At 60.8% G+C, this 26,115-nt stretch carries 26 protein-coding genes; 11 read left to right on the forward strand and 15 right to left on the reverse strand.

What is annotated here, in order from left to right; translation table 11 throughout:
• Entirely contained in the window at positions 1–216 is a 216-nt protein-coding gene (locus tag SM766_RS08175; RefSeq protein WP_274828764.1) for a twin-arginine translocase TatA/TatE family subunit, read from the reverse strand.
• Positions 217–437: 221 nt separating this feature from the next.
• On the opposite strand from SM766_RS08175, the gene SM766_RS08180 reads away from it, so the two are divergent.
• Together SM766_RS08180 and SM766_RS08185 are read left to right on the forward strand one after the other, a co-directional pair.
• Positions 438–758: a hypothetical protein gene (locus SM766_RS08180; RefSeq protein ID WP_065273148.1), complete on the forward strand. Its 321-nt coding sequence runs from the start codon at positions 438–440 to the stop codon at positions 756–758.
• A gap of 33 nt (positions 759–791) precedes the next feature.
• Positions 792–1,478 carry a helix-turn-helix transcriptional regulator gene (locus tag SM766_RS08185; protein WP_368947474.1) on the forward strand — a complete coding sequence of 229 codons (687 nt, stop codon included), beginning with the start codon at positions 792–794 and terminating at the stop codon, positions 1,476–1,478.
• Here SM766_RS08185 and SM766_RS08190 read toward each other — a convergent pair whose 3' ends face one another.
• Complete coding sequence (locus SM766_RS08190; protein WP_368947475.1) at positions 1,479–2,090, reverse strand: hypothetical protein; 612 nt, start codon at positions 2,088–2,090, stop codon at positions 1,479–1,481.
• 195 nt (positions 2,091–2,285) lie between these two features.
• Between SM766_RS08190 and SM766_RS08195 the strand changes: the two genes are divergently transcribed.
• Positions 2,286–2,678 (forward strand): GFA family protein, encoded by a 393-nt coding sequence (locus SM766_RS08195; protein WP_368947476.1) that lies wholly within the window; start codon positions 2,286–2,288, stop codon positions 2,676–2,678.
• Between the two features lie 21 nt (positions 2,679–2,699).
• Here SM766_RS08195 and SM766_RS08200 read toward each other — a convergent pair whose 3' ends face one another.
• The 4 genes from SM766_RS08200 to SM766_RS08215 form a co-directional block, all read right to left on the reverse strand.
• Positions 2,700–3,809, reverse strand: a complete 1,110-nt coding sequence (locus tag SM766_RS08200) for an ABC transporter ATP-binding protein (RefSeq protein ID WP_065273144.1) — start codon at positions 3,807–3,809, stop codon at positions 2,700–2,702.
• Positions 3,810–3,872: 63 nt separating this feature from the next.
• Positions 3,873–5,246: a sodium:proline symporter gene (locus tag SM766_RS08205; protein WP_368947477.1), complete on the reverse strand. Its 1,374-nt coding sequence runs from the start codon at positions 5,244–5,246 to the stop codon at positions 3,873–3,875.
• Positions 5,247–5,417: 171 nt separating this feature from the next.
• Positions 5,418–6,545: a DNA alkylation repair protein gene (locus SM766_RS08210; protein ID WP_368947478.1), complete on the reverse strand. Its 1,128-nt coding sequence runs from the start codon at positions 6,543–6,545 to the stop codon at positions 5,418–5,420.
• 4 nt (positions 6,546–6,549) lie between these two features.
• Entirely contained in the window at positions 6,550–7,329 is a 780-nt protein-coding gene (locus SM766_RS08215; protein ID WP_274868058.1) for an SDR family oxidoreductase, read from the reverse strand.
• A gap of 215 nt (positions 7,330–7,544) precedes the next feature.
• On the opposite strand from SM766_RS08215, the gene SM766_RS08220 reads away from it, so the two are divergent.
• The 8 genes from SM766_RS08220 to SM766_RS08255 all read left to right on the forward strand — a co-directional run bounded on the left by SM766_RS08220 (position 7,545) and on the right by SM766_RS08255 (position 16,311).
• Positions 7,545–8,558: a Hint domain-containing protein gene (locus tag SM766_RS08220; RefSeq protein ID WP_368947479.1), complete on the forward strand. Its 1,014-nt coding sequence runs from the start codon at positions 7,545–7,547 to the stop codon at positions 8,556–8,558.
• A 206-nt stretch (positions 8,559–8,764) separates the two neighbouring features.
• The gene (locus SM766_RS08225) at positions 8,765–9,031 is read left to right on the forward strand and encodes a hypothetical protein (protein WP_368947480.1); all 267 of its coding nucleotides are present in this window, start codon (positions 8,765–8,767) and stop codon (positions 9,029–9,031) included.
• Positions 9,032–9,089: 58 nt separating this feature from the next.
• Positions 9,090–9,956 carry a hypothetical protein gene (locus tag SM766_RS08230; protein WP_368947481.1) on the forward strand — a complete coding sequence of 289 codons (867 nt, stop codon included), beginning with the start codon at positions 9,090–9,092 and terminating at the stop codon, positions 9,954–9,956.
• Between the two features lie 657 nt (positions 9,957–10,613).
• Entirely contained in the window at positions 10,614–11,363 is a 750-nt protein-coding gene (locus SM766_RS08235) for a hypothetical protein (protein ID WP_368947482.1), read from the forward strand.
• Positions 11,364–11,529: 166 nt separating this feature from the next.
• Positions 11,530–13,137, forward strand: coding sequence for a peptide chain release factor 3 (locus SM766_RS08240; RefSeq protein WP_065273138.1), 1,608 nt, complete (start codon positions 11,530–11,532; stop codon positions 13,135–13,137).
• A gap of 178 nt (positions 13,138–13,315) precedes the next feature.
• Positions 13,316–14,209 carry a glycosyltransferase family 2 protein gene (locus SM766_RS08245; RefSeq protein WP_368947483.1) on the forward strand — a complete coding sequence of 298 codons (894 nt, stop codon included), beginning with the start codon at positions 13,316–13,318 and terminating at the stop codon, positions 14,207–14,209.
• A 201-nt stretch (positions 14,210–14,410) separates the two neighbouring features.
• Positions 14,411–15,916 (forward strand): DEAD/DEAH box helicase, encoded by a 1,506-nt coding sequence (locus tag SM766_RS08250; RefSeq protein ID WP_368947484.1) that lies wholly within the window; start codon positions 14,411–14,413, stop codon positions 15,914–15,916.
• A 221-nt stretch (positions 15,917–16,137) separates the two neighbouring features.
• Entirely contained in the window at positions 16,138–16,311 is a 174-nt protein-coding gene (locus tag SM766_RS08255; RefSeq protein WP_274831831.1) for an RSP_7527 family protein, read from the forward strand.
• Between the two features lie 86 nt (positions 16,312–16,397).
• Here the strand turns inward: SM766_RS08255 and SM766_RS08260 are convergent, their stop codons facing one another.
• From SM766_RS08260 to SM766_RS08300, 9 genes are all read right to left on the reverse strand, one after another.
• Positions 16,398–18,068, reverse strand: a complete 1,671-nt coding sequence (locus SM766_RS08260; RefSeq protein ID WP_368947485.1) for a ribonuclease J — start codon at positions 18,066–18,068, stop codon at positions 16,398–16,400.
• Positions 18,058–18,846, reverse strand: a complete 789-nt coding sequence (locus SM766_RS08265) for a type III pantothenate kinase (protein WP_274828795.1) — start codon at positions 18,844–18,846, stop codon at positions 18,058–18,060. The genes SM766_RS08260 and SM766_RS08265 overlap by 11 nt, the downstream gene beginning before the upstream one ends.
• Positions 18,847–18,859: 13 nt before the next feature.
• A complete protein-coding gene (locus SM766_RS08270) occupies positions 18,860–19,609 on the reverse strand; it encodes a biotin--[acetyl-CoA-carboxylase] ligase (RefSeq protein WP_368947486.1) in 750 nt (249 codons plus the stop codon).
• Positions 19,610–19,679: 70 nt separating this feature from the next.
• Positions 19,680–21,119 (reverse strand): NADH-quinone oxidoreductase subunit NuoN, encoded by a 1,440-nt coding sequence (gene nuoN / locus SM766_RS08275; RefSeq protein WP_065273133.1) that lies wholly within the window; start codon positions 21,117–21,119, stop codon positions 19,680–19,682.
• Positions 21,120–21,133: 14 nt separating this feature from the next.
• Positions 21,134–22,681 carry an NADH-quinone oxidoreductase subunit M gene (locus SM766_RS08280; RefSeq protein WP_368947487.1) on the reverse strand — a complete coding sequence of 516 codons (1,548 nt, stop codon included), beginning with the start codon at positions 22,679–22,681 and terminating at the stop codon, positions 21,134–21,136.
• On the reverse strand, positions 22,681–24,786 hold the full coding sequence (nuoL, locus tag SM766_RS08285; RefSeq protein ID WP_368947488.1) for an NADH-quinone oxidoreductase subunit L: 2,106 nt from the start codon (positions 24,784–24,786) through the stop codon (positions 22,681–22,683). The genes SM766_RS08280 and nuoL overlap by 1 nt, the downstream gene beginning before the upstream one ends.
• Before the next feature lie 6 nt (positions 24,787–24,792).
• On the reverse strand, positions 24,793–25,098 hold the full coding sequence (gene nuoK / locus SM766_RS08290) for an NADH-quinone oxidoreductase subunit NuoK (RefSeq protein ID WP_005624625.1): 306 nt from the start codon (positions 25,096–25,098) through the stop codon (positions 24,793–24,795).
• Between the two features lie 4 nt (positions 25,099–25,102).
• A complete protein-coding gene (locus tag SM766_RS08295) occupies positions 25,103–25,705 on the reverse strand; it encodes an NADH-quinone oxidoreductase subunit J (RefSeq protein ID WP_065273130.1) in 603 nt (200 codons plus the stop codon).
• Positions 25,702–26,109, reverse strand: coding sequence for a carboxymuconolactone decarboxylase family protein (locus SM766_RS08300; protein WP_065273129.1), 408 nt, complete (start codon positions 26,107–26,109; stop codon positions 25,702–25,704). The genes SM766_RS08295 and SM766_RS08300 overlap by 4 nt, the downstream gene beginning before the upstream one ends.
• Positions 26,110–26,115: the final 6 nt, after the last annotated feature.

Genomic DNA, 26,115 nt, shown 5'->3' on the forward strand with positions numbered 1-26,115 from the left:
TTACGCCTTGTCTTTTTCGGTCTCGGGGGTGATGTCCTTGGCGTCGGCAGCGGCGTCCTGCTCCAGTTCCTCGGTGCTGTCTTTCACGCCTTTCTTGAAGGCGGTGATGCCCTTGCCCACTTCGCCCATCAGCGAGGAAATCTTGCCGCGGCCAAACAGGACCAGAACCACGACGGCGATCAGCAGAATGCCCGGAAGGCCGATATTGTTAAGCATGTGAGTGTCTCCTTCTTATCCGGTGCCCATCCGCACCGGTTTTGTCTGTCATCCCCATTTTTACGGACGCGCCGCGCTGCCGCATAGATCTGGCAGGCTGTCGGGGGGCTCAGGCAGGGTAAAAATTACTGAAATCCACATCCGCCCAAACACAACTGACAGGTTTATGTCAGTTGCCCCCTGCTAGGTCCAGCCTGTCACATCAATAAGGAGACACCGATATGACAGACACCCAGACCACTCCGGTTGCCGAAATCGTTACCTTCACCCTGGCGAACGGAATCACCCCGGCGGCCTTTGTCGAGATCAGCCGGCAAAGCGAAGCCTTCGTGCGGGCGCAGCCGGGGTTCATGTTCCGCCGTCTCAGCTGCGGCGCCGACGGCCGCTGGAGCGATCACGTGGTCTGGCGCGATCACGCGGCGGCCATGGCGGCGGCAGAGGCCTTTCCCAAGCAGCCCTTTGCCGCGGCGCTGATGGAGGCGATTGAGCCCGGCAGCATCGACATGCGCCACGAAGACATCCTGTGGCAGATGGCGGCTTGACCTAACGGTGCGGCGCGGGCCAAGGCTAGGATCATGCGCCGTACCGACCGCCTTTTTGAAATCATCCAGATCCTGCGCGACGGGAAGTTGCACCGCGCGCAGGACATCGCCGCACGGCTGGAGGTTTCCACCCGCACCATATACCGCGACATGGACACGCTTGTGGCCTCAGGCGTGCCGGTCGAAGGGGAGCGCGGCGTCGGCTATATGGTGCGCGAAGCAATCACCCTGCCGCCCCTCACACTAACCCCGGAAGAGTTGGAGGCGCTGAACCTTGGCATGGCCATCGTCGCCGAAGCCGCCGATCCGGGCCTCAAATCCGCCGCGCAGTCCTTGGCGGCCAAGGTGGACGCGGTGCTGCCTGCCGAGACCATCGCCGAGGCGGATGCTTGGAAATTCGCCGTCTACCCCTTTGCCGATGCGGCGCGGGGCTTTGCCCAGATGCCCACCCTGCGGGCAGCGATCAAGGCGCGCCAGAAGCTGCAGATCACCTATCGCCGCATCGATGGTGAAATGACCCGGCGCAAAATCCGCCCGCTGCACATGGAATACTGGGGCCGTGTCTGGACCCTCACCGCCTGGTGCGAAGCGCGCGAGGATTTCCGTGTCTTCCGCGTCGATCTGATCGAAGAGGCCACCGCCCTGCCCGAGTTGTTCGTCGATGAGCCGGGCAAGCGGCTGTCGGATTACGATCCCTACCGCGACAAGGAGGAGAGCTGATTACTCACCTTTGTCCTGGTTTCTGCCGCGGCGGCGGACAAGCACATAGATGCCGCTGCCCAGCGCCCCGCCGATGGCCGCAGCCAGTGCAACATGCAACATCAGCGCGCCAAGGGTCAGCGGAAACAGGGCAAGAGTCATGATCACCGCCTCGGCAAAGCCGCCCGGCCCCTGATAGGAGGCAAGGGTGGACAGCGAATAGCAGACCCAGACGACCGACAGCAGGCCAGCGCCCGAAAGCGCAGCCCATAGCCTGCCCGCATCCTTTGGCTCGGCAACCGAAACAGCGGGCACCAGAACCGCGAGGACATACTCTCGCCACTTGCTTTTACGCCCGCGGATTGCCGCCTTGCAGGCCGAAATCTCCACAAGGGCGAGCACGATCAGCGGCACGGCGTGAAACAACGCGACGGGTATGAACAGGGACACGCCCCGCGACCAGGACACCATGGACAACCCGGCGTTCTGCAACGTGATCCAGACCAGCCCCCCTGTTGCATAGATCGCCCCAAGGCCTCCCAGCCAAGTGAGATGGGCAATCAGGCGCACCCCACGCAAATTTCTGGCGGCCCAAGGCGGGATCTCTGGTTCGGTCTCTAGCTCTTCCGGCATGTTCTGTGCCTCCCGTGCCCGAGTATAAGACAACGGCAGAAACATCGGTTCAAGACGTCACCCCGTGGGGCGGCTCGGCCCGCCGGTGCGCGCGCTTCACGGGAAAGTCACCTCAGCCCCACCCGCCCATATATTGCAGCCTTGCAGCTGTTCCCCTAGCGTTTGCCCAGTTCATCACGCGGGAAGGCACATCACATGGTCCAGGGAAGCTGCTGTTGCGGCGCGGTACAATTTCAACTGACCGTGCAGCCGCCGATGATGGGCACCTGCCATTGCTCCCGCTGCCGCAAGGTCGGCACCAGCGCCATCGTGCTTGTGCGGCCCGGAGACGTGCAATGGATCAAGGGCAAGGATCAGGTCACCACCTACACGCCTGAGCTGCCCTTCAAATTCATCCGCTGTTTCTGCAAGAGCTGCGGCACCTCGCTAGGGGAAATCCTGGCCGAGGACGAGCGTATCGCAATCGCGGCAAGCGCGCTGGATGGCGATATCGGCGTCCGCAATCAGTTTCACGAGTTCGTCGCTGACAAGGCCGATTGGTACGAGATTTGCGACGATGCCCCGCAATACGACGGTGCACCGACATAACGCCAAAGACGGAGCAGTTCCCTACCCCTTTGGGAAGACGAAACACCGGTTGCGCGGGACGGTGAGCCAGAGAACGCGGCCCACTTCGGGCAGGAACACGTTGGGCACCGTCACCTTCAGGAGCGATCCGTCAAAATCCATGCGGAACTCGACCAGGCTTTCATGGCCAAGAAAGCGCGCCCGTTCGACCACACCGCGCGCCGGAACGCCGTCGCTGGGGGTCGGCAAGGGACCTTTGCCCGCGCGGTCGAAATCAATGCGCACGTGCTGCGGGCGAAAGACGATCTCCACATCGGTACCATCGGGCACGCCCGGAGCCAGGAACTGGCCGAATGGCGTCTGCGCCAGCGCGCCGTTCACCTGCGCGTTGAGCACATTGACGTCGCTGAAAAAAGCCACCGCCGCCTTGTCGACCGGGCGGGTATAGACGTTATAGGGCGCGCCCTGCTGTACGATCCGCCCGCCCCGCATCAGGGCGATCTCATCGGCCATGCGCATGGCTTCTTCCGGCTCGTGCGTCACCAGCAGGACTGCCGTGTCTTCTTCGCGCAAAAGCGTCAGCGTCTCGTCGCGGATGCCATCGCGCAGACGGTTATCAAGGCCCGAAAACGGCTCATCCATCAGCATGATACGCGGACGCGGCGCCAGGGCGCGGGCCAGTGCGACGCGCTGTTGTTCGCCGCCCGACAGCTGGTGCGGGTAATCGTCGATGTATTTCGACAGCGACACCTTGGCGAGCAGCTCCTCGACCCGGGCGCGTTTCTGATCTTTCGGCCCTTTCAGACCAAAGGCGACGTTATCCGCGACGCTCAGGTGCGGGAACAGGGCAAAGTCCTGAAACATCAGGCCGATCTCGCGCCGCTCGGGCGGGACACGGAACACCGTGTCGCAGATCAGCTTGCCATCGACATAGATTTCGCCCTCGTCCTGCATCTCCACCCCGGCGATCATGCGCAGAGTGGTGGATTTACCGCAACCTGACGGGCCCAGCAGGCAGGTCACCTGCCCCGCCTGAATTTGCAGGGACACATCGTCGACCACCGGGCGCCCGTCGAAGAACCGCTTGATATTGCGGATTTCCAGCCGTGGCGGGGCCATGGTGCTGAGCAGTTCGGCAGGGGCAGTGTTCATGCGGCCTCGGGGCTGTCTCCGACGCTTTTCATCGGGTTTGGCGCAGATGTAGCAGCCCCCCTGTCAGGCTTCAACCCTGCGGCTGCCGCGTGCCACTGCGGCAAAGCCGACCACCAGCACGATCACGCAGATCTGCAAAAGCTGCTCGTATTTGTGCCCATCGTACAGCAGCCCCGAGATGCCCGGCGCATCGCGGAACATATAGGCCGCAGCGCCGACAATGGCCGCACCAAAGCTGACCAGATAGGCCCAAGTCGCCACCTGACGTTTGCCCAGAAGCCCCGCCACCAGCACCGGGGTCAGGAACATCGAGGCGGTACCGGATACAGCCACGGCATCAAACAGCGTCTTGTTGCCCCAAAGCGTCAGCGCGCCACCAGCAGCGGCAAAGACCACCATGGCGATGCGGCCGCCCATCAGGCTGCGCGGCGCAAGGCGGAGTTCTTCGACCACCAGCCGCGCGGCCGAGCTGAGCGCGGAATCCAGCGTCGAGAGCGCCGAAACCAGCAGCGACACGATCAGCATGACGAAAACCCAGCCCGGCAGCATAGTCGCCCATGTCCCCAACAGCTGGCCTTCGTATTCCGCGCCCTCAAGGGAAGCCTGAATGCCGAAAAAGCCAAAGGCGATGATGCAAAGCGCCGAAATCCAGAAGGCATGCAAAAAGCTTTTGCGGGTGGTGGCGGGATCGGCAAGAAAGCCGCGGTCCATCATCACCGGATCATGCACCGGGTAAGAGAAGACCTGCAGCGCGGCCACCACCAGCAGCACCCAGCCGTTGTGGGCGCCCGCCGCCCCCGGCGCGGTCATCACCGCAGAAATCTCAAAGCCCGGGCGCAGGATCAGCGCCACAAAGGCGGCGCCAAAGACCACGAGGAAGAGCGACATCTGGATCACATCGGTGCGCAGCGCCGCCGACAGCCCGCCCCATGCGGAATAGGCCAGCGCCAGCACACCAACCACCAGGATGGCGGTTGTCTCGGCCCCTGCCACATCCGGCAGGGCGGCGGCAAAGATCAGCCCGACCACCAGCAGGTTGGCAAAGACTTCGGACAACAGGCGCAGTGCGATCACCAGATTATAGGCGGTGGTGCCCGTGGCGCCGAAACGCTCCGCCAGCCAGGATTGCACCGATGTCGCACCCTGTGCGCGCATCCGGCCAACGATATAGCCGCCGGTCAGAAAGGATCCGTAGTAGGCCGCATAGGCCAGAGTTCCCGCGATGCCGTAGTAAAAGCCCAGGATCGCGGCGTTCATCAACGAGCGCGCGAAGATCCATGTGGTCACCTGTGACAGCACCAGCGTCCACAGGGTCGGCGCCTCTCCCCGGTCAGACTGACCGCCGAAGAACCCGCCCACGGTGGCCTTGCGCGGCGCATAGTAGAGGCTGAGCAATATGATAACGGCAAAGATGGTGGTTATGGCGATGGCCTGCATGATCGTTATCCCCGTTTTGATGGGCTCGGCGTAGCAGGCAGGCCCTTACCGCACCATATTGCCCACAGGAATGTGAAGCGGTGTCAGGGACAAACTGGGTGACCTGCGCGCAAAACAGGCACCCTCGGCGGCCGTTGCGCCGGATATTCAATCATCCCGGGTTGTTGCCGATTACTCCCCCGGTGGCAGCAGGTCGAACGCAGCCTCCGCCCGCACATTGCCATTGACCAGCAGCTCCAGCCGATGCGGCCCGGGCACCAGTTTGAACGTGGTGGCATCCCCTTTCAGTTTATGTGCCTTGCTCAGCTTCAGAGCACCACGCACGAGCTTTGCCTGTTTCAGCTTGAACACCTTGGCCGAAGCTTTGCCACCGGGGCGCTGAAAATGCAGCCGGTAATCGACCAGCACCGGCTGCTCCGCTGGCCCCGTCAGATCGACAGAGAAGGACAGCGCATCGCCGATGGGCACCGTTGCGCTTTGCAGCGTGATCCTGGCCTCCACCGGCGCCTCCGGATCATATCCCAGAAGGCCCAGTGCGCCCGGGTGCCCCGCCTTCACCAGTCCACGGCAGGCATGGCGGGTGATCCAGTCCATTTCCTTGCCCGTCTGTTGTCCGGCCTCGCCCCAGCGGCGCAGGGTCTCGACCACCAGACCCGGCTCTTTCTTGGCGATGTCGTTCAGGTGGTTGGCGACCGAGCGGGTGACAAAGCGCGTGCCATCCCGGTGCAGCTGGCCCAGCAGCGGCAGCGGCGCCCGCAGATCAAGCCCGATCCCAAGACCCCAGGGCAGACGCGGGCGCGTGCCCTCGCTGACCAGCCGCCGCACGTGGTAATGGTCATGCCCGGCCCACTCCTGCATCCGCTCCAGCGTAAGATCGGGCCAGCGGTTCAGGAAGGGTCGAATGGCGAATTCCATGGAAAACCGCTGCGTCAGCGCCTCCAGCAGATCCAGTGATAGATCCGGGTGCGCTTCCAGACCCTTGGACACGACAAATTCGCCCAAGGGGGCAAAGATGAAATCGCCGAAATCATCGTCGCTTTTGCCCGGGTCCAGCGGCGGCGGCAGGGCCGCGCGCAGCAGTGGCGCGACCTCGGGCAAGGGCGCAGCGTAATGCTGCCCCAGAACCTCGGCGATCCAGTCGATCCTCTGTTTCAACTCCAGCTCCGGCAGGCGGGCGTTCACCTGCGCCTCGAACCCCGGCGCGTCGAAACCCGGGTCACAGGCCGCAAAAAGACCCGCCAGATAGCGGGTCTTTTCCGGATTAAACAACTGGTCCTTCAAGGAAAAACCACTGGCCATCGCGTTACAGCGTCATATTGGTGGCGCCGCCATCCAGAAGGATGTTCTGCCCCACGATAAAGCCCGCATGCTGCGAGCAGAGGAAGGCACAGGCCGCGCCGAACTCCTGCCGGGTGCCATAGCGGCCCGCCGGAATGGTCGCCTCCCGCTGGGACTTGGCCTCTTCGATGGAAATGCCCTTTTGCCCGGCCACGCCGGTGTCCAGCGACACGGCACGGTCGGTTGCGTGAATGCCCGGCAGCAGATTGTTGATGGTGACACCGCTGCCTGCGACCTGCCGCGAAGTGCCCGCAACATAGCCGGTGAGACCAGCGCGCGCCGAATTCGACAGGCCCAGCACCGCAATCGGCGCCTTCACCGATTGCGAGGTGATATTGACCACCCGGCCCCAGCCGCGCTCCATCATGCCGGGCAGCAGCGCCTTCATCAGCGCGATCGGCGCCAGCATATTGGCATCCAGCGCCTTGATGAAATCGTCACGCTCCCAGTCCGACCACATGCCGGGGGGCGGGCCGCCTGCGTTGGTCACCAGAATGTCGGCCGCGCCTGCGGCCTCCAGCACCTTTTGCTGGCCTTCGGCGGTGGTCACGTCTGCCACCACGGTTTCGACCTCGACGCCATAGGTATCGCGGATGGTCTGCGCCGCCGCCAGCAGCGCCTCTTCTCCGCGTGCGTTCATCACCAGATTGACCCCGGCTTCGGCCAGCGCCTCGGCACAGCCAAGCCCCAGACCCTTGCTGCTGGCACAGACCAATGCGCGCTTGCCTGCAATTCCCAGTTCCATGTTCGTCCTCCATCTGGATTCTTCGTTTCCGGCGCAGACTGTGCACTCTGCGCCCGCCGTTGACCAGCCTTCCCGCCCCCGCCATGATCACCTATGTCGTGATCACGGGTCAGAAATTCTGTCCGTTGTCGTCTGTTTCGTGCCATATTTCCCGGATAGGTTAAACCAACCGCTGGCGCCCGCGCCGCCCCTTCTTTGCACAGACGAGCCATACCGTGACAGCCGACCGCACTGCGATCCGATCCATCCCGGCCCATGCCGCCGCCGCCTTTTTGGTGGAGACCGGCGCCAATATGGGCGATCCGCTGGGGGTGCTGGAGGATCTGGTGCTGGACGATGTCTATATGCTCGCCCCCGGCGCCACAGCCCCGCGACGCCTGTCAGTGGCCAGCGCCAGTGATGGCAGTTTCACCCTCGCCGAAGACAGCGAGCTGGGCCAGCCCGGCGCCGCGCTGCATCTTGACTGCGCGCTCACCCTGATGGCCGAGGCCGGTCCCAATGTGGATGCGCTGGTGATGGTGGAGGTCGATGCCGAAGGGCTGATCGCCGCGGTCTACCTGGTGCCGATGGCGCCGCTGATGCCGCAGACCGGATATACGCTTCTGAAGGCCGAGCGCGCGCCGGCCCGGGCGCGACTGGCGCAGATGGCCTCGATCGCCTTTACCCGGGGCACTCATATCACCCTCGCCACCGGCGCCCAGAAACCGATCGAGGATCTGCGCCCCGGGGACCGCATCCTGACCCGCGATGATGGTGTGCAGGAATTGCGCTGGATCGGTCAGACCACTAGCCGCGCCACCGGCGCCATGGCCCCGATCCTGATCCGCAAGGGTACGCTCAACAACGCCCGCGACCTGCTGGTCAGCCCCGATCACCGGCTGATGGTCTACCAACGCCACGATGCGCTGGGGGCGGGAACGCCGGAACTACTGGTCGCCGCCCGCCATCTGGTGAACGGAGACAGCGTAGTGGTGCAGGACGGCGGGTTCGTGGATTATTTCCAGCTGCTGTTCGACCGCCATCACATCGTCTATGCCGAGGGCATCGCCGCCGAAAGCCTGTTCCTGGACCCGGTGACCGAACCCGCCCTTCCCCCAGGCCTGCTGCAGCGGATCGCAGACGGGTCCATCCCGCCCCAGCGCCGCGACAGCCACGGGCTGGACGTGCCAAGCCCGCTCTTGGACCGCCCGGATCTGGTGGAGCTGTTGAAGAGGGCGTCGCTGCGGTAGCCGTCCGCCCTGGTCAGCCGTGCTCAGCTAGCGACAGTTGCAAACTTCGACGACCCGGCCCAAACCTGTCATTGATCGCCCCCCTCTGGTGCTGCACTGCGGTCCGTCGAAGAAGACATCTGTTGAAACTGCTGTATAGGCGGTGCTCAGATGGCGGACGCTGATGTTAGACACTTCGTTTCTCCAAAAACCATGGCACCAACGTCGTGACGGACTTCGCCGATGGAGAAGGCTTCATTCGGCTGTTTGGAACCACCGCAATCGACATAAACGATCTTGCGATCACGCAAACTTTGGAGGGTGTTGAGTTCACGGTTGATGGCACCAGCATCTTGCTTGCAGGCGCTGATCTAGCCACTCTGTCCAACGCAGGTTTTGAGTTTGTGCAGAACCATTGCATCGTCGTTTTAAACGGCATTACATTCTCTAAAATTGCAATAATATTCCACCTATACGTGTTTAAATCTGGATGATTTTTTAAACCTCCCGATGCCAGAATGGTTCAATGCTTTGAGACATTTAGAGGTCACCATGCTTATCAATCAATCCCTGAACGCGAATACGCTCTCCCTTTTTGATACCGCAGGGACACGCCAAAACAGTATTGAGGCATCAAAAAACTCACTGGCCGCGCCATCAGGCTCCGATCAGGCCCTGAAAATCGCCATCAGCAGGATTGCACGTGCTGCAATTGCAGGCGAGTCCGGCGCATCGGCAGACGCAAAAACCGGAATTCCGAAGGAAGGCGGTACCTACGGGATGCAGTATACAGATCCTGCACAGCGCGCCAAAATGTTCGCCGATGCCTATGCAAGACAGGCAGAGTCCGATGCGTTCCAGGCGGAGAACGGATACAAGAACCGTCTGTCTTTGGGGCTCTACACGGCCCATTCCATGGCGAAGGCTCAGCAACCGGGCATGAGGGCTTATGAGACTCGTGAGGACGCAATTTTGGCTGCTGCGACACGGCTGGGTGATATGATTACCGCTGCCAATCAGGCGAACTTCCCTAGAAACAAGTTTGAAGTTCAGCTTGAAGATGCGTCATCAGGGCACTCAGTGGTGTATGCTTCGGCCAACACGCCCCTGGAGATGATCGAAGGCATTGTTGATGGGATGTCTTCGGAAGACATTAGAAAAAATAATGAAAAACAGGCTCACGACCTGAAAGCCACCGGCATGTGGTACGATGTGCTTGCGTCGGAATTGACCCGCGACTTTGGTATCACAGTAGAAACCTCGACAAGCTTTGATGAGGACGGTCGCGTCACATTGAATGACTTCGAGGTCACGCATTCAAAATACGGCAAGCTCGGCGAAGTGAAAGATGGCGTGTTCTATATCGCGACGGAAGATGGGGGTCTTGTGGACCCCGAAACCTACTACGGCCACAGCTGACACGTGCTGACCAGCCCTGGACATTCAATCAGCCGGAACCGGAGCCCTGCCGATTGGCGCAGGTGGAACAATCGACATCCCCGCGGAGCTTTCAGATGGCGCAGCCTGGGTGTCGGTTGCGGCGAACAGGCGCTCGGCGAAGGCCTTGGGCGTATGGGAAATGAACGAAAAGAACATTTCTCTTCGCCCCGTGCATCAGATCAAGGGACACCATTTTTTTCGCGGCGCTGACCTCAGCACCAAATGTGGAATTGCCGCAGTCGATGCTGCATATCTGAACGTCCGGTCTCGCGAAAATCAGAACACGAAACCGGAGCCATAACATAGTGGATGCCGTACCACATGCGAATGGCGAGTTTGTGCAGCCTGCCGCCCCTCACTCTCTGCGCCTCTCCCTCTCGTCCCACTCCTCCCTCTGCCTGCGTTGCGCATTCAGCGCGATGCGCAGGATGGTGTCGTCCCTCTCGTGCGCCTGGAAGTGGCCCGATAGCAGTGCCATCCAGTAGATGCGCAGCACCGCGTTGATGCCGCGGACGCGCCCCTCTCCAAAGGGTGGGTGCGATGCCATTTCCGTACTTTTGCCATGATACGGATCAAGGCCTGTATCTGTAGGTCGGTTCAGAATGCTTTGCGCGCGGAACCGAAAGGGGAAAGGTCATGGAAGCAAAAAGCCTCATCCGACTATTCAGCGTGGTCGCAGCCCTGAGTTTAACCGGGTGCTTGGATACGACCCAGGTCGGTATTCCGAGTGATGCGCAAGCGCAGTATTCAAAAATCGGCCTAGTCACTCAAATCAGTGATAATGTTGTGTCGACTTACTGGGACGCTGCATTCGCCGAGCCACAGCCGATTGACGGCAAATTGGGATGGAACGCCGCATCGGCGACGGGCGGTTTTGTAAGGGAACAACTCACCCCGACAGGCGCAGTCGTCGCAAACGTTCCCTCGCACACTGGCGCAGCGGCGCAGAAGACCGGCGCCGTCATCGTACTTCAGCAAACGCCCCTAGATATTCTGGGCCAGAACTACAATCCCGGACGCGACTTCTTTGCCCTCGGCGGCGGGCTATTTGCAATCGGCGCCATCGCAAGTGCTGAAAAAGCCAAAGGTGAAAAATACCAACCGCGTTTTGTCCTGTGGGTTCGCAACCCTGCAGTAAATAAAGCGCTTATCGGGGAGAATGCCTGCACAGTTGGCCTCACCGCATCTCTGGTCGATCCCGCGACTGGCAGTCAAGTTGTTGAAGGCAAACAGGTAAGCGGTCGATCTGTCATTCCAGGTAACTTGCAAGCCAAAGATTGGGCCAATTTTTCGACCAGCGAGAAGCAACTTGTACGTTCGCATTGTTCATTGGCGCTGCGCAGCGCTGTCTCACAAGCACTTGTGGGGTTGAAGGTCGTGCGCTGAAAGAGGGTGACGTCGGGCTGAAACCTCCCCGAGACGCGGCGCACGCAAGTTAGACATTTTGACAAAGGGTTGCCGGGACATGCAATCGACCCGGTGTATGCCCAGTGCACGTAGGGGCCCGCCTGTTTTTCTTGCCTCGACCCGCAATCCTGATATACGCGCGCTCATGCTGGATTCCGTCACAAACCGCCCCGAACTGCCGCCCGAAATCGCGCGGCGCCGCACCTTTGCGATCATCTCGCACCCGGATGCGGGCAAGACCACTCTGACCGAGAAATTCCTGCTCTATGGCGGCGCGATCCAGATGGCCGGTCAGGTGCGCGCCAAGGGCGAAGCGCGGCGCACGCGCTCGGACTTCATGCAGATGGAAAAGGACCGGGGCATCTCGGTTTCGGCCTCGGCCATGTCGTTCGATTTCGACGGTTTCCGCTTCAACCTGGTGGACACGCCCGGCCACTCGGACTTTTCCGAGGACACCTACCGGACGCTGACGGCGGTGGATGCGGCGGTGATGGTGATTGACGGCGCCAAAGGTGTCGAGAGCCAGACGCAGAAACTGTTCGAAGTCTGCCGCCTGCGCGATCTGCCGATCCTGACCTTCTGTAACAAGATGGACCGGGAAAGCCGCGACACGTTTGAGATCATTGACGAAATCCAGGAGATGCTGGCGATTGACGTGACCCCCGCCAGCTGGCCCATCGGAGTCGGGCGCGATTTCATCGGCTGCTATGACCTGTTGCGTGACCGGCTGGAGCTGATGGACCGCGCCGACCGCAACAAGGTTGCCGAGAGCATCTCGATCGAAGGGCTGGACGATCCGAAACTGGCAGAACACGTGCCTGCGCATCTGCTCGAAAAGTTCCTGGAAGAGGTGGAGATGGCCAAGGAGCTGTTGCCAACCCTTGACCCGCAATCCGTGCTGGAGGGTCATATGACCCCGATCTGGTTCGGCTCTGCGATCAACTCTTTCGGGGTGAAGGAACTGATGGATGGCATCGGCCGATACGGCCCCGAGCCGCAGCCGCAAAAGGCCAGCCCGCGCCAGGTCTGTCCGGAGGAAAAGAAGGTCGTCGGCTTCGTCTTCAAGGTACAGGCCAATATGGACCCCAAGCACCGCGACCGCGTCGCCTTCGTGCGCATGGCCTCGGGCCATTTCAAACGCGGCATGAAGCTGACCCACGTGCGCACCAAGAAGCCCATGGCGATCTCGAACCCGGTGCTGTTCCTGGCTTCGGACCGGGAACTGGCGGAAGAGGCATGGGCGGGTGACATCATCGGTATTCCGAACCACGGCCAGCTGCGGATTGGTGATACGCTGACCGAAGGCGAGGCCCTGCGGGCGACCGGTATCCCCTCCTTTGCGCCGGAACTGCTGCAGACCGTGCGGGCGGGCGATCCGATGAAAGCGAAGCACCTGGAAAAGGCGCTGATGCAATTCGCAGAGGAAGGCGCCGCCAAGGTCTTCAAACCCTCCTTCGGCTCCGGCTTCATCGTCGGCGTTGTGGGGGCTTTGCAGTTCGAAGTGCTCGCCAGCCGGATCGAGATGGAATACGGCCTGCCAGTGCGTTTTGAGCCCTCTCAGTTTACCTCGGCCCGCTGGGTCTCCGGGGAAAAACCGGCGGTGGAGAAATTCATCAACGCCAACAAGCAGCACATCGCGACAGACCATGACGGCGACACCGTCTACCTGACGCGGCTGCAATGGGACATCGACCGGGTGGAGCGGGATTATCCGGACTTGAAACTGACCGCGACCAAGGAAATGATGGTCTAACACCATCAATGCCCGGGCGGTTCAACATGGCCCGGGCGCGTTTCCAGACCGGCGGTGATCTGGAGACGACCGCCGACTGCGCCGTCCTGCTGAACCGCCGTTCTAAGAGGCTGCCCTGACACATTCGCCGACACAGACATGGGGTATCGTCAGCACCATCAAGGCCCAGGCCAAGGATGTGCTGAACTTTGCCGCCTATCATCTCGACGCAGGCGCGCATCGGCTTTTCCTCTATCTTGATGCCCCCTGCCCCGAGGCACGCGATCTCTTGGCGCAGCACCCGAAGATCCGGGTTTTCGACTGCGATGATGCCTCCTGGGCGCAGCGGCGCAAGGGAGGCAAACCTGACAAGCACCAGGTCCGGCAAACCCTGAATGCCACCCGCGCCTACAGACGTCAGAGCAAGGGGCTGGATTGGCTGATCCATATGGATGTGGATGAATTCCTCTGGTCCAAAGAGCCCTTGTCACAGGTGCTGGCGCGCCAGCCCGAAACGGCTCTCTGCGCGCGCGCGTACCCGATTGAAAGCCTGGCCGGAGGCGACGGCTCTGCCTTCAAGACGCAAATCCCCCGTGGTAGCGACAGAGGTGCCCGGGCCGGGCAGCTTTATCCCACCTATGGCGAGCATCTGCTCAGCGGCTTTCTCAGCCATACCCAAGGCAAGCTTTTCGTCCGTCCCGGCATGGAAGAGGGCAAGCTGCGCATCCACAATTTCTTCGTGGACGGGGAGGAAAATCCCAGCCAAGTGGTCCTGCCGGATGTCGACTTGTGCCATCTTCACGCCCGGGATTGGGACAGCTGGCTGTCGCATTACAGCTACCGGCTGAAGCAGGGCTCCTACCGATCCGAGCTGAAACCAGCCCGGCCCCGCGACAAGGGCGGTATCAATCTGCACGAACTCCTCTCGGCCATCGAAGCGGAACAGGGTACCGACGGTCTGCGCGGTTTTTTTGAGGAGACCTGCGCCGACAGCGCGGAACTGCGGGCGCGGCTTGAACAGGAAGGCTGCCTGCGAATCCGTGAACTGCGCCTCGCGGAGAAACGCACCAAACATTTTCCAAAATTCGCCTAAAGGGCGATAAACTCTGCAAATATGCACCGAAAGAGCGCGAAAAACCGCGTTTTTTCCTGCAAAATCAGCCTTCAATTGACGGTGCACCCGTATTTTGCTAAGTCCGCCCCGAAGCCGGAAGCTGCCAAACCGCATGACCTTGCGAAACCGGCTGACTCACACACGCGCGGGCCTGGTCAGTGTCCGCAAAAACGGACGCATATGACAAAATTCACCGATCTGAACTTGAACCCCAAGGTCCTCAAGGCAATTGAGGAAGCCGGGTATGAATCCCCCACCCCGATCCAGGCCGGAGCGATTCCGCCCGCGCTGGAGGGACGCGACGTTCTGGGGATCGCCCAGACCGGCACCGGGAAGACCGCTTCTTTCACTCTGCCGATGATCACGATGCTCGCCCGCGGTCGCGCGCGTGCGCGGATGCCGCGCAGCCTGGTGCTCTGCCCCACGCGCGAGCTGGCAGCACAAGTTGCTGAAAACTTCGACACCTACACCAAGCACCTGAAACTGACCAAGGCCCTGCTGATTGGCGGCGTCAGCTTCAAGGAACAGGACCAGCTGATCGACAAGGGCGTCGACGTTCTGATCGCAACGCCCGGTCGTCTGCTTGACCATTTCGAACGCGGCAAGCTGATCCTCTCTGATGTGAAGGTCATGGTGGTGGACGAAGCCGACCGGATGCTCGATATGGGCTTTATCCCCGATATCGAACGCATCTTTGGCCTGACGCCCTTTACCCGCCAGACCCTGTTCTTCTCGGCCACCATGGCGCCGGAGATCGAGCGGATTACCAACACCTTCCTGTCGAACCCCGAGCGGATCGAAATAGCCCGCCAGGCGACGACCTCGGAAACCATCGAACAGGCCGTTGTGGAATTCAAAGCCTCCCGCAAGGATCGCGAAGGTAGCGAAAAGCGCAAGGTTCTGCGCGCGCTGATCGATCAGGAAGGCGAAAAGCTGACCAATGCGATCATCTTCTGCAACCGCAAGATGGACGTGGATGTGGTGGCAAAGTCGCTGAAGAAATACGGCTATGACGCCGCGCCCATTCACGGCGATCTGGATCAAAGCCAGCGGACCAAAACCCTTGATGGGTTCCGTGAGGGCCAGTTGCGCATTCTGGTGGCTTCGGACGTGGCTGCGCGCGGCCTCGACGTGCCCAGCGTCAGCCATGTGTTCAACTACGACGTTCCCGGCCACGCCGAAGACTACGTGCACAGGATTGGCCGCACCGGCCGCGCCGGTCGTGAGGGCAAGGCGATTACCATCTGCACCCCGCGCGATGAAAAGGCGCTGGATGCAGTCGAAAGCCTGGTTCAAAAGACCATCGCCCGCTTGGAAAACCCTGTTAAAAAGGCACCCAGCCGCAAATCCACCGAAAATGCTGTGGACGCAGGCAAGGATGATACAGCCGCAAGCAAGCCCAAGCCGACCCGCAGCCGTCGTGGCAAATCGACGGACAAGGGTCAGGACGCGCCCAAGGATGCAAAGGCAGATCAGGCAGCAGACGCGGATACGGACACAGCAACCGCGCCAAAACCCCAGTCCCGCTCTGGCGACAAATCGGCCAATGCTGAAAAGCCAGCGAAACAATCGCGTGGTGGCCGTGGAGGCAAGCAGGACCGCCGTGACGACCGCAAGGTTGTAGGCATGGGCGATCACATGCCCAGCTTTATCGCGCTGTCCTTTGACGAACGCCGCGCTAGCTGACGCATCAGCACTTTGACAGTTTTGACGGCTGCATCCTGAATGGGATGCAGCCGTTTTTCGTTCTCCCCTACGGCGCCTGCCAACCGATCATTCGCGGCTTGGTGACTTGCTTTGCACCTGCAGCATGGCGGCATTGACCATTTGACCGGATGTCAAACCCGCCGCAGGGGACTATGTCACCCGCAAGCAAGACAGACACATCTCATAGGTTGAAAAGTTAAATGACCCAGTTCGACAACACCCCGCTCACCGCACAGGACATCCAGGCCATCGAGCAGCGTGCCCATGCAATGCGCAGCGCGGCAATGGGCAACATGCTGCGCGCCGTGGTGGCACGCATCGGCGGCGCCGTCCACAAGATTACCGCACTGGTGCACCGCCCGCGCCACGCCTGATCGCACTTTCGAATACCACCGCTCACAAAAACGCCCTGACTTATCCAGTCAGGGCGTTTTCGTTTTCAGTCTTTGACAAGGAGGGATCAGCGCATACGGCTGATCACCACTGTTACTTCAGGCTTCTTGCCGATCTCGTTGTTCGCGGTTTGACGCGCCACACGGCGCAACTCGCCTTCCAGCTTGTCATCGTCGCGCAGGGTCTTGGCACCGGCGCGCATCAGGAACTGGTTCAGGTCCTCTTCGATCACCTCAGCCAGCGCCGCATCGGATGTTCCGGTCTCCGCTAGGCCTTTGATATCGCACCAGGGCTCTCCCAGTGGTTCGTCTTCTTCATCAAGGATCACCGTGATCACCACGTGGCCGTTCAGCGCCATGCGGATCCGGTCACGCACGATGCCATCCAGCGCGCCGATCTTGACCGATCCATCCAGATAGGTCCGGCCGGTGTCCACATAGTCGACGATCTTCGGCCCCTGATCACCGGAAAGATCCAGCATGGTGCCGTTCACCGCCACAACGCTGGCATAGCCTTTTTCCTCAGCGATGCGCGCATGCTGGCGCAGGTGGCGGTGTTCGCCGTGCATCGGCACCAAGATCTTCGGTTTGACCAGCGCGTGCAGCTGTTCAAGGTCGGGACGGTTGGCATGGCCCGACACGTGGTACAGGCCCGAGCTGTCATCTACGACGTCGACGCCGCGCTCCGAGAACTGGTTCATGATGCGGATCACGCCCTTCTCGTTCCCCGGAATGGTTTTCGAGGAGAACAGGAACAGATCACCGGCCTTCAGCTCAAGCCCCCGATACTTCCCGCGTGCCATCTGCGCGGTTGCCGCCCGGCGTTCGCCTTGGCTACCGGTAGTGATCAGCATCACGTTGTCACGCGGCAGTTCCTGCGCATCCTCAGGCTGGATCACCTTGGGGAAATCCTTCAGCACACCGGTTTCCACGGCGGCCTCAACCATGCGCAGCATGGCACGGCCCAAGAGGACGATCGACCGCCCTGCCCTCTCGCCCGCCTCAGCAAGGGTCTTCACTCGCGCAACGTTGGAGGCAAAGGTGGTGGCAGCAACCATACCGGTTGCGCTCTCGATCAGTTTGGTAATCTCCGGCGCCAGTTCGGATTCAGAGCGCCCAGGATGAGCCGAGAAGACGTTGGTGGAATCGCAGACCATCGCCTGCACGCCCGGCGCGGCAATTTCCGTCCACATCTGCGGATCGAAAGCCTCACCGACCAACGGGTTCGGGTCCAGTTTGAAATCGCCGGTGTGCACGATCCGTCCAGCCGGGCTGTCGATCACCAATGCGCCGCTTTCGGGGATGGAGTGGGACATCGGCGCGACACCAACGGTGAAGGGGCCGAGCTTGGTGACTTCGGGCCATGCCGATACGGTCTGCACCACCTTGGGATCATGGCCGCGCTCTTCCATCTTGCGGCGGGCAAGGTTGGCAGTAAAGGCGCGCGCGTAGACCGGAACCCGCAGATCCCCATAGAGATGCGAGACCGCCCCGATGTGGTCCTCGTGACCATGGGTGATGAAGATCGCCTCAAGCTGGTCAACGCGTTCCTTCAGCCAGGTGATGTCGGGCATGATCAGGTCCACGCCCGGGCTGGTCTCCATATCCGGAAACGCAACGCCCAGATCCACCAGGATCAGCCGTTCCTTGCCCGGTTTACCATAGCCATAGACATAGGCGTTCATGCCAATTTCACCTGCCCCGCCAAGGGGCAGATAGATCAATCGTTCAGTGCTCATTCGGAGTACCGTTATCCTTATTGTATTTATGGATGACCTGTAGGCCATGCATCGTGAGGTCGTCCTCGAATGCGTCAAACAGATCCGCCGTTTGCTGGAACAAAGGCGCCAGCCCGCCTGTTGATATGATTTTCATAGGCACACCGCGCTCTTCCTTGATGCGGGTGCATATCTCTCGCACCAGCCCCACGTAGCCCCAGAACACGCCAGATTGCATGCAGGCCACGGTATTGGTGCCGATGACTTTTTGCGGTTTAGAGATGTCCACATGGGGCAGCGCAGCGGCCGCCTGATGCAGAGCCTCAAGACTAAGGTTCACGCCGGGGGCGATCACGCCTCCGACATAGGCACCATCTTCGGCCACCACGTCAAAGGTGGTCGCAGTACCGAAATCGACCATCACCAGATTGCCACCGTAGTGATCGAAGCCGGCCACCGTATTGACCAGACGGTCCGGCCCCACGGCGGTGCCTTCATCCACGCGTACTTCGACCGGCAGCAGGCAATCGGGCTTGCCAACCACAAGGGGCCGGGTGTTGAAATAGCGGTCCGCCAGAACACGGAGGTTGAACACCACCCGCGGCACAGTAGAGGAGATGATCATGTCGGTGATATCCGCCTCGATCCCCTGTAGCCGCATCAGCGTGTTGAGCCAGACGTAATACTGATCCGCGGTGCGTTTCCAATCGGTGGCGGTGCGCCACATGCCGATGAACTGCTCTCCGTCATAGATCGAGAAGACGGTATTGGTATTGCCACAATCGACGGCCAGAAGCATGGGCTTGTCCTTCCTAGAAATAGACATCCGCGGCCGGGATCGAAATGCGGCCTTTGGCGGTGTTTAGGACAAGGTTGCCACTGGCGTCCACCGTTTCAAACGTGCCTTCGGTTTCCGACGTTGCGGTGCGTGCCGTGATGACCTCACCCAGCTTGGCCGCGCGGGCCAGCCAGGCGGTACGGATCGGTTCAAACCCGTAGGTTACGAATTGCTCCTCGTATCGGGCAAAGGCCGCAGCCAGCGCCTCAAGGAAATCCTCTGTCGCGACCTGAATACCGGTCTCCGACAGCAGCGAAACCGGCCACACGGCGCCGGGCTCCAACCATTCCTTCATCGGTGTTTCCATCAGGTTCACCCCGATCCCGATGGACAGGTGGCTGACGCCTGTGCCCTGTCCGACGCTTTCCAACAGGATACCGGCCAGCTTGCCACCGTTCAGGAGCACATCATTGGGCCATTTCAGCGCCAGTCCTTCGCTGCGTCCCGTCAGGGACTCGCAGGCGTCATAGACCGCCAGAGAGGCTACGAAGCTGCGCAACGCCACCTGCGACGCCGTACCTTCGGGACGGATCACCAGCGTGGCTGCGAAATTGCCCTTGGGATCTTTCCAGTCGCGGCCACGGCGGGCGCGTCCCTTGGTCTGACGCAGCGCCAGGATCCACTCGGGGCCTTGAAGCTCACCGACGATCCGCGCTGCCTCGTCCAGGGTGCTGTCCACCTCGGGCAGAACCCGTTTCCCATATCCCGTCGGCCAGGTCATCAAACGCCTCCACCTTTACGCACAAAAGGCCCGGTCATGTGACCGGGCCTTCCGACACTGTCTGAACGACAGATCAATTTACAAGCGTTGCGGCGGCAGCAGCCGCTGCCCCGTCGATACCGAACTGGTAGACCACCCCGATCAGCATCAGCGCAGCCGATCCCATCAGCGCCAGCGTCAGCACCGGAGATCCTTTGATCTCGACCTCACCTTCGCCGGAGCCGAAGTACATGTAGAACACGATACGTAGGTAGTAGAAGGCACCAATAACCGAGGCGACAGCCGAGGCCACAACCAACCCCATCAGGCCCGCATCAACACCCGCCTGCCACACGCCCAGCTTGGCAAAGAAGCCCAGCATCGGCGGAACACCGGCCAGCGAGAACATCAGGATCAGCACCGCCAGCGCCTTGCCCGGCTCGCGCGATGCGAACTGGTTCAGAGCGTTGATATCGGTGACCGGTGTGCCGTCTTTTTCCAGCATCAGGATGAAGGAGAAGGTGCCGATGTTCATGGTGACGTAGATGGCCAGGTAAACCAGCATCGCGGTTACCCCCTGTTCGGTACCCGCTGCCAGACCGATCATCGCATACCCCATATGCGCGACCGAGGAGAAGGCCATCAGGCGTTTGATGTTGGTCTGTCCAATGGCGGCAATGGCGCCGAGGAACATCGACAGAACCGACAGAACCACGATGACCTGCTGCCAGTCGGTAACCGCACCGCCGAATGCATCATGCAGAACACGGGCGAACAGACCCATCGCAGCAACCTTGGGCGCGGTGGCGAAGAAGGCGGTAACCGGCGTCGGCGAACCTTCGTAAACGTCCGGGGTCCACATGTGGAACGGAACGGCCGAGACCTTGAACGCCATGCCCGAGATCAGGAAGACGAGGCCGAACAGCATGCCCAGCGACATGTGGTTATGCTCTGCCACCTGAATGATACCGGCGAATTTCGTGGTACCGGCAAAACCGTAGACCAGCGAGGCGCCATAGAGCAGCAGACCGGAAGACAGTGCGCCCAGCACGAAGTACTTGAGGCCCGCTTCGGTCGATTTCACGCTGTCGCGGCGCAAGGCTGCAACCACATAAAGCGCGAGCGATTGCAGCTCCAGCCCCATGTAAAGCGCCATCAGGTCGCCCGCCGACACCATGACCATCATCCCCACGGTGCTGAGCGCAACCAGGATCGGATACTCAAAGGGCAGCATGCCGCGGCGCGACATGTACTCTTGTCCCATCACGAGCACGGCTGCGGCGCCGATCAGAACCAGAACCTTGGCAAAGCGGGCAAAGCCATCATCGACGAACATACCGCCGAAGGCCTCGTGCGTGCCATTGCCGCCGGTTGCGATCCAGACCGCCAGGGCGACCATCAGGGCTGCGGTGGACCAGACCAGCGTCGCGGCCAGCTTGTCCTTGCCCGTGTAAACCGCCGCCAGCAGCGCCAGCATTGCGTAAACAGCCAGAATAATCTCTGGCAGGACGACGGAGAGATCAGCTTGGATCATCTGCCTTGGCTCCCTTAGTGCGAAGCAATCTGGGTCGCCGACGAGGTGTCAGCGGCAGCCAGAGAATGGTTGAAATTCGAGATCAAAGCCTCAGTCGACGGGCCGATGATATCGGTGACAAGCGACGGGTAGACGCCCAGAAGGATCGTCATCACCACCAGCGGCGCAAAGATGAACCGCTCGCGGGCATCCATGTCCTTGATGGTCTTGAGGCTCTCCTTGATCAGATCGCCAAAGACCACACGGCGATAGAGCCACAGCGCATAGCCCGCCGAGAAGATCACGCCAGTGGCAGCAACAGCCGCAACCCAGGTGTTCTTCTGGAAGGTGCCCATCAGGGTCAGGAATTCACCAATGAAGCCCGAAGTGCCCGGCAGGCCGACGTTGCCCATGGTGAAGAACATGAAGACCAGCGCATAGGCAGGCATCCGGATCACAAGGCCGCCGTAGGCGTCGATGTCACGGGTATGCATACGGTCGTAGATCACGCCAACGCAAAGGAACAGCGCAGCCGAGATGAAACCGTGGCTCAGCATCTGGAAGATCGCACCGTCTACGCCCTGCTGGTTGGCCGCAAAGATACCCATGGTCACAAAACCCATGTGCGCGACCGACGAGTAGGCGATCAGCTTCTTCATATCCTCCTGCACCATCGCCACCAGCGAGGTGTAGACAACCGCGATAGCGGACATCCAGAGCACCAGATCAGTCATCACGTCCGATCCGACCGGGAACATCGGCAGGGAGAAGCGCAGGAAGCCATAGCCGCCCATCTTCAGCATGATCGCTGCCAGCACGACCGAGCCTGCGGTCGGCGCCTGAACGTGCGCATCCGGCAGCCAGGTGTGTACCGGCCACATCGGCATCTTCACCGCGAAGGAGGCGAAGAAGGCCAGGAACATCAGCGTCTGCATGCCGCCCACCACATGGATACCCAGCACGTCAAAGCTCGCGGCCGAGAAGCTGTGGGTCAGCAGGGTCTCGATGTCGGTGGTGCCCGCGTCAGCGTACATCGCCACCATGGCCACCAGCATCAGGACCGAACCGAAGAAGGTGTAGAGGAAGAACTTGAAGGAGGCGTAGATCCGCTCCTTGCCGCCCCAGATACCGATGATCAGGAACATCGGGATCAGGCCCGCTTCGAAGAACAGGTAGAAGAGCACCAGATCCAGCGCCATGAAGACGCCCAGCATCAGGGTCTCAAGCAACAGGAAGGCCACCATGTATTCCTTGACGCGGACCGTGACATTCCAGCTGGCCAGAATGGTCAGCGGCATCACGAATGTGGTCAGCAGCACGAAGAGTACCGAGATACCGTCGACACCCATCTTGTACTTCAGACCAAAGATCCAGTCGGCCTCTTCCACGAACTGGAAGCCCGTGTTGGTGGCGTCAAAGTTCACATAGATATAGACCGACGCCAGGAAGGTGATCGTTGTCGCCAGAAGCGCGATCCATTTGGCGTTGCGCTGACCCGCTTCATCCTCTCCCCGGAGCAACAGGGCCATCAGGCCCGCCGCAAATGCCGGGATAAAGGTGATAATAGAAAGGATGTTGTCCATCAGTGCGCTCCTCCGCCGATCGACATCCAGGTGACAAGGGCGGCAATGCCCAGCACCATCCAAAAGGCATAGGTAAAGATGAAGCCGGACTGGGCCCGGCCAGCGAGACGGGTGAAGAAGGGCACGATGCCCAGAGCCACACCGTTCAGGAAACCGTCAACCGTCTTGCCGTCGCCCTTCTTCCAGAAGAAGCGGCCGATCGCCAGGGCGGGTTTGACAAAGATCGCATCGTACAGCTCGTCAAAGTACCACTTGTTCAGGAGGAACAGGTACAGAGGACGCTGCTGCTCGGCCAGACGTGCGGGCAGCGAGGGGTTCCAGATATAGAACCACAGCGCCAGGATCAGACCGCCCAGCATCGCAATGAAGGGCGCGGTCTTGACCTGCCACGGTGCCGCGTGGGCATCGTCCAGGACATGGTTGTCCGGCGCGATGTACAGAGCCCCCTCACCCGGGTTGCCGGTGAAGACATAGTGATGCTCACCCTTGGCAGCATCGCCATGGCCATCGGTTGCAGCACCATGACCGTTTGCAGCTTCGCCATGGGCGTCGCCGTGGCCTTCAGCCGAAGCCTCAGCGTAGGGAATGCCATAGAACTTGCCGACCTGATTGGTGTGACCAAAGAAGCTGTTGTACCAGACCATGCCTGAGAAGACCGCACCCAGCGCCAGAACACCCAGCGGGATCAGCATGACCATCGGGCTTTCATGCGCGTGATCATGGGTGTGCTTGTCGCCACGCGGCTTGCCATAGAAAGTCAGGAAGATCAGGCGCCAGCTGTAGAAGGAGGTCATCGCAGCAGCGATTACCAGCAGCCAGAAGCCATACATGGATCCACCTGCATAGGCGCTTTCGATGATCGCATCCTTGGACAGGAAGCCAGCGAAACCGAAATGCGTCAGCGGAATACCAACACCGGTGATGGCCAGCGTACCGATCATCATCGCAGCAAAGGTATAGGGGATCTTTTTGCGCAAACCACCGTAGTTCGTCATGTCCTGTTCATGGTGCATTGCGTGGATCACGGAACCCGCGCCAAGGAACAGCATGGCCTTGAAGAAGGCGTGGGTGAACAGGTGGAACATCGCTGCCGAATACATGCCCACGCCTGCGGCCACGAACATGTAGCCAAGCTGCGAACAGGTGGAATAGGCGATGACGCGCTTGATATCGGTCTGAACCAGACCCACGGTGGCGGCAAAGAAGGCCGTCGTGGCACCCAGCACGGTGATGAACATAGTCGCCTGCGGCGCCACTTCCATCAGCGGCGACATGCGGCAGACCAGGAAGACACCAGCGGTCACCATGGTTGCGGCGTGGATCAGGGCCGACACAGGCGTCGGGCCTTCCATCGCGTCCGGCAGCCAGGTGTGCAGGATCAGCTGCGCCGATTTACCCATGGCACCGATGAACAGCAGGATCGCGATCAGGTTTGCCGCGTTCCACTCGCCCCAGAGAAAGCTGAGCTGTGTTTCGGCAATCTCGGGCGTGGCCGCGAAGATGTCGTTAAAGCTGATGCTGTCGGTCAGGAAGAACAGGCCGAAAATACCCAGCGCAAAGCCGAAGTCACCGACACGGTTGACGATGAAGGCTTTCATCGCAGCGGCATTGGCCGAAGGCTTGCGGTAGTAGAAACCGATCAGAAGGTAAGAGGCAACGCCGACGCCTTCCCAGCCAAAGAACATCTGAACCAGGTTGTCCGAGGTCACCAGCATCAGCATCGCGAAGGTGAAGAAGGACAGGTAGGCAAAGAAGCGCGGCTTGTAGCTTTCGCCGTCTTTCCACTGCGGGTCATGGGCCATGTAGCCGAAGGAGTAGAGGTGCACGAGGCTGGAAACCGTGGTCACCACGATCAGCATGATCGCAGTCAGCCGGTCCAGCCGGATGCCCCAGGAGGTCGAAAGCGAGCCGCTTTCGATCCAGCGCATGATTTCGATGTGCTGCGTGGTCCCGTCAAAGGACAGGAAGGTAATCCAGGACAGGATCGCCGAGAAGAACAGCAGGCCCGTCGCCGTGATGGTGGCGGCCTTTTCGCCGATGAACTTCCAGCCAAAGCCGCAGATCACCGCCCCGACCAGCGGGGCAAAGAGAAGGATGGTTTCCATAACGCTTTAGCCCTTCATCACGTTGATGTCTTCCACGGCGATGGTGCCGCGGTTGCGGAAGAAGCAAACCAGGATCGCCAGGCCAATGGCGGCCTCAGCGGCGGCCACGGTCAGCACGAACAGGGTAAAGACCTGCCCCACCAGATCCCCAAGGAAGCTGGAGAAGGCCACAAGGTTGATGTTCACCGCGAGGAGCATCAATTCGATGCTCATCAGCAGGATGATCACGTTCTTGCGGTTCAGGAACAGTCCGAAGATGCCGATGACGAACAGTGTCGCCGCGACGGTGAGATAATGTTCAAGTCCGATCATTGCCTTACAGCCCCTGCCCCGGTTTGATGTCCTTGAGTTCCATCGCCTTGGCCGGGTCACGCATCATCTGTGCGACGATGTCCTGACGCTTCACGTCCTTGCGATGGCGCAGGGTCAGCACGATGGCGCCGATCATGGCCACCAGCAGGATCAGGCCCGCCAACTGGAACAGAAGGAAATATTGGTCATAAATGATGAGGCCAAGCGCCTCGGTGTTGTGGGTATCCGTCGGAGTCGGCTGCGCCAGCAGCTCGGATGCCAGCGGCGCGCTTTCCCAGGCGCCATAGGCCATGACGAACTGCATCAGGATGACAAGGCCGATCAGCAGCGCGACCGGCATGTACCTCGCCATCTCCGCTTTCAGCTCGGCGAAATCCACATCCAGCATCATCACCACGAAGAGGAACAGAACAGCGACCGCCCCCACGTAGACGATGACCAGCAGCATGGCGACGAACTCCGCCCCCAGCAGCACGAACAACCCGGCCGAGGAAATAAAGGCCAGGATCAGCCACAGCACCGAGTGTACCGGCTGGCGACTGATCACAGTGAACAGCCCGCCGGTGATGGCGCTGATGGCGAAGAGGTAGAAGGCAAAAACGCTCATGTCTCATCGTCCCTTTTGTCGTCCAGGACCTCCTGCGCCAGCTCGAGCGCGCGGGTCATGGCCGGAATGCCGGCAAAGACCGACATCTGTCCGATCGTTTCAACGATCTCTTGTTTCTTCGCGCCCGCCTCCAAAGCGTGGCGCACGGTCTGGCGCACGGCGGTATCCGCCTGCGCGCCCTGCATGGTCAGCCCGGCCAGCGTCAGAAGCAGCCGGGTCTTGGCGTCCAGACCGTCCTTGTTGACGGTCCTGCCGAACATCAGTTCCATCGCCTCTTTGGGCATGGTCGGCCAAAGCGCCTCGAACCCCTTGGGCGAGAAATGCTCAAGGCCGGGATTGAGAGCCCGGGCCATCTCGTGGGCCTGGGCCATCATGGCCTCAAAGGGGTTCTTGGTTTCGCTCATCTCTCA

The organism is Pseudophaeobacter sp. A-200-2, assembly GCF_041008815.1.
GTDB classification, from domain to species: Bacteria; Pseudomonadota; Alphaproteobacteria; order Rhodobacterales; family Rhodobacteraceae; genus Phycobacter; species Phycobacter gallaeciensis_A.

Coding starts and splice junctions, on each gene's coding strand:
- nuoN (WP_065273133.1), bottom strand. CDS start 21,119: ATGATCCAAGCTGATCTCTCCGTCGTCCTGCCAGAGATTATTCTGGCT.
- SM766_RS08205 (WP_368947477.1), bottom strand. CDS start 5,246: ATGCAGGCCATCGCCATAACCACCATCTTTGCCGTTATCATATTGCTC.
- SM766_RS08180 (WP_065273148.1), top strand. CDS start 438: ATGACAGACACCCAGACCACTCCGGTTGCCGAAATCGTTACCTTCACC.
- SM766_RS08255 (WP_274831831.1), top strand. CDS start 16,138: ATGACCCAGTTCGACAACACCCCGCTCACCGCACAGGACATCCAGGCC.
- SM766_RS08195 (WP_368947476.1), top strand. CDS start 2,286: ATGGTCCAGGGAAGCTGCTGTTGCGGCGCGGTACAATTTCAACTGACC.
- SM766_RS08260 (WP_368947485.1), bottom strand. CDS start 18,068: ATGAGCACTGAACGATTGATCTATCTGCCCCTTGGCGGGGCAGGTGAA.
- SM766_RS08280 (WP_368947487.1), bottom strand. CDS start 22,681: ATGGACAACATCCTTTCTATTATCACCTTTATCCCGGCATTTGCGGCG.
- SM766_RS08215 (WP_274868058.1), bottom strand. CDS start 7,329: ATGGAACTGGGAATTGCAGGCAAGCGCGCATTGGTCTGTGCCAGCAGC.
- SM766_RS08185 (WP_368947474.1), top strand. CDS start 792: ATGCGCCGTACCGACCGCCTTTTTGAAATCATCCAGATCCTGCGCGAC.
- SM766_RS08210 (WP_368947478.1), bottom strand. CDS start 6,545: ATGGCCAGTGGTTTTTCCTTGAAGGACCAGTTGTTTAATCCGGAAAAG.
- SM766_RS08250 (WP_368947484.1), top strand. CDS start 14,411: ATGACAAAATTCACCGATCTGAACTTGAACCCCAAGGTCCTCAAGGCA.
- SM766_RS08240 (WP_065273138.1), top strand. CDS start 11,530: ATGCTGGATTCCGTCACAAACCGCCCCGAACTGCCGCCCGAAATCGCG.
- SM766_RS08175 (WP_274828764.1), bottom strand. CDS start 216: ATGCTTAACAATATCGGCCTTCCGGGCATTCTGCTGATCGCCGTCGTG.
- SM766_RS08235 (WP_368947482.1), top strand. CDS start 10,614: ATGGAAGCAAAAAGCCTCATCCGACTATTCAGCGTGGTCGCAGCCCTG.
- SM766_RS08230 (WP_368947481.1), top strand. CDS start 9,090: ATGCTTATCAATCAATCCCTGAACGCGAATACGCTCTCCCTTTTTGAT.
- SM766_RS08190 (WP_368947475.1), bottom strand. CDS start 2,090: ATGCCGGAAGAGCTAGAGACCGAACCAGAGATCCCGCCTTGGGCCGCC.
- SM766_RS08300 (WP_065273129.1), bottom strand. CDS start 26,109: ATGAGCGAAACCAAGAACCCCTTTGAGGCCATGATGGCCCAGGCCCAC.
- SM766_RS08265 (WP_274828795.1), bottom strand. CDS start 18,846: ATGCTTCTGGCCGTCGATTGTGGCAATACCAATACCGTCTTCTCGATC.
- SM766_RS08200 (WP_065273144.1), bottom strand. CDS start 3,809: ATGAACACTGCCCCTGCCGAACTGCTCAGCACCATGGCCCCGCCACGG.
- nuoL (WP_368947488.1), bottom strand. CDS start 24,786: ATGGAAACCATCCTTCTCTTTGCCCCGCTGGTCGGGGCGGTGATCTGC.
- SM766_RS08295 (WP_065273130.1), bottom strand. CDS start 25,705: ATGAGCGTTTTTGCCTTCTACCTCTTCGCCATCAGCGCCATCACCGGC.
- nuoK (WP_005624625.1), bottom strand. CDS start 25,098: ATGATCGGACTTGAACATTATCTCACCGTCGCGGCGACACTGTTCGTC.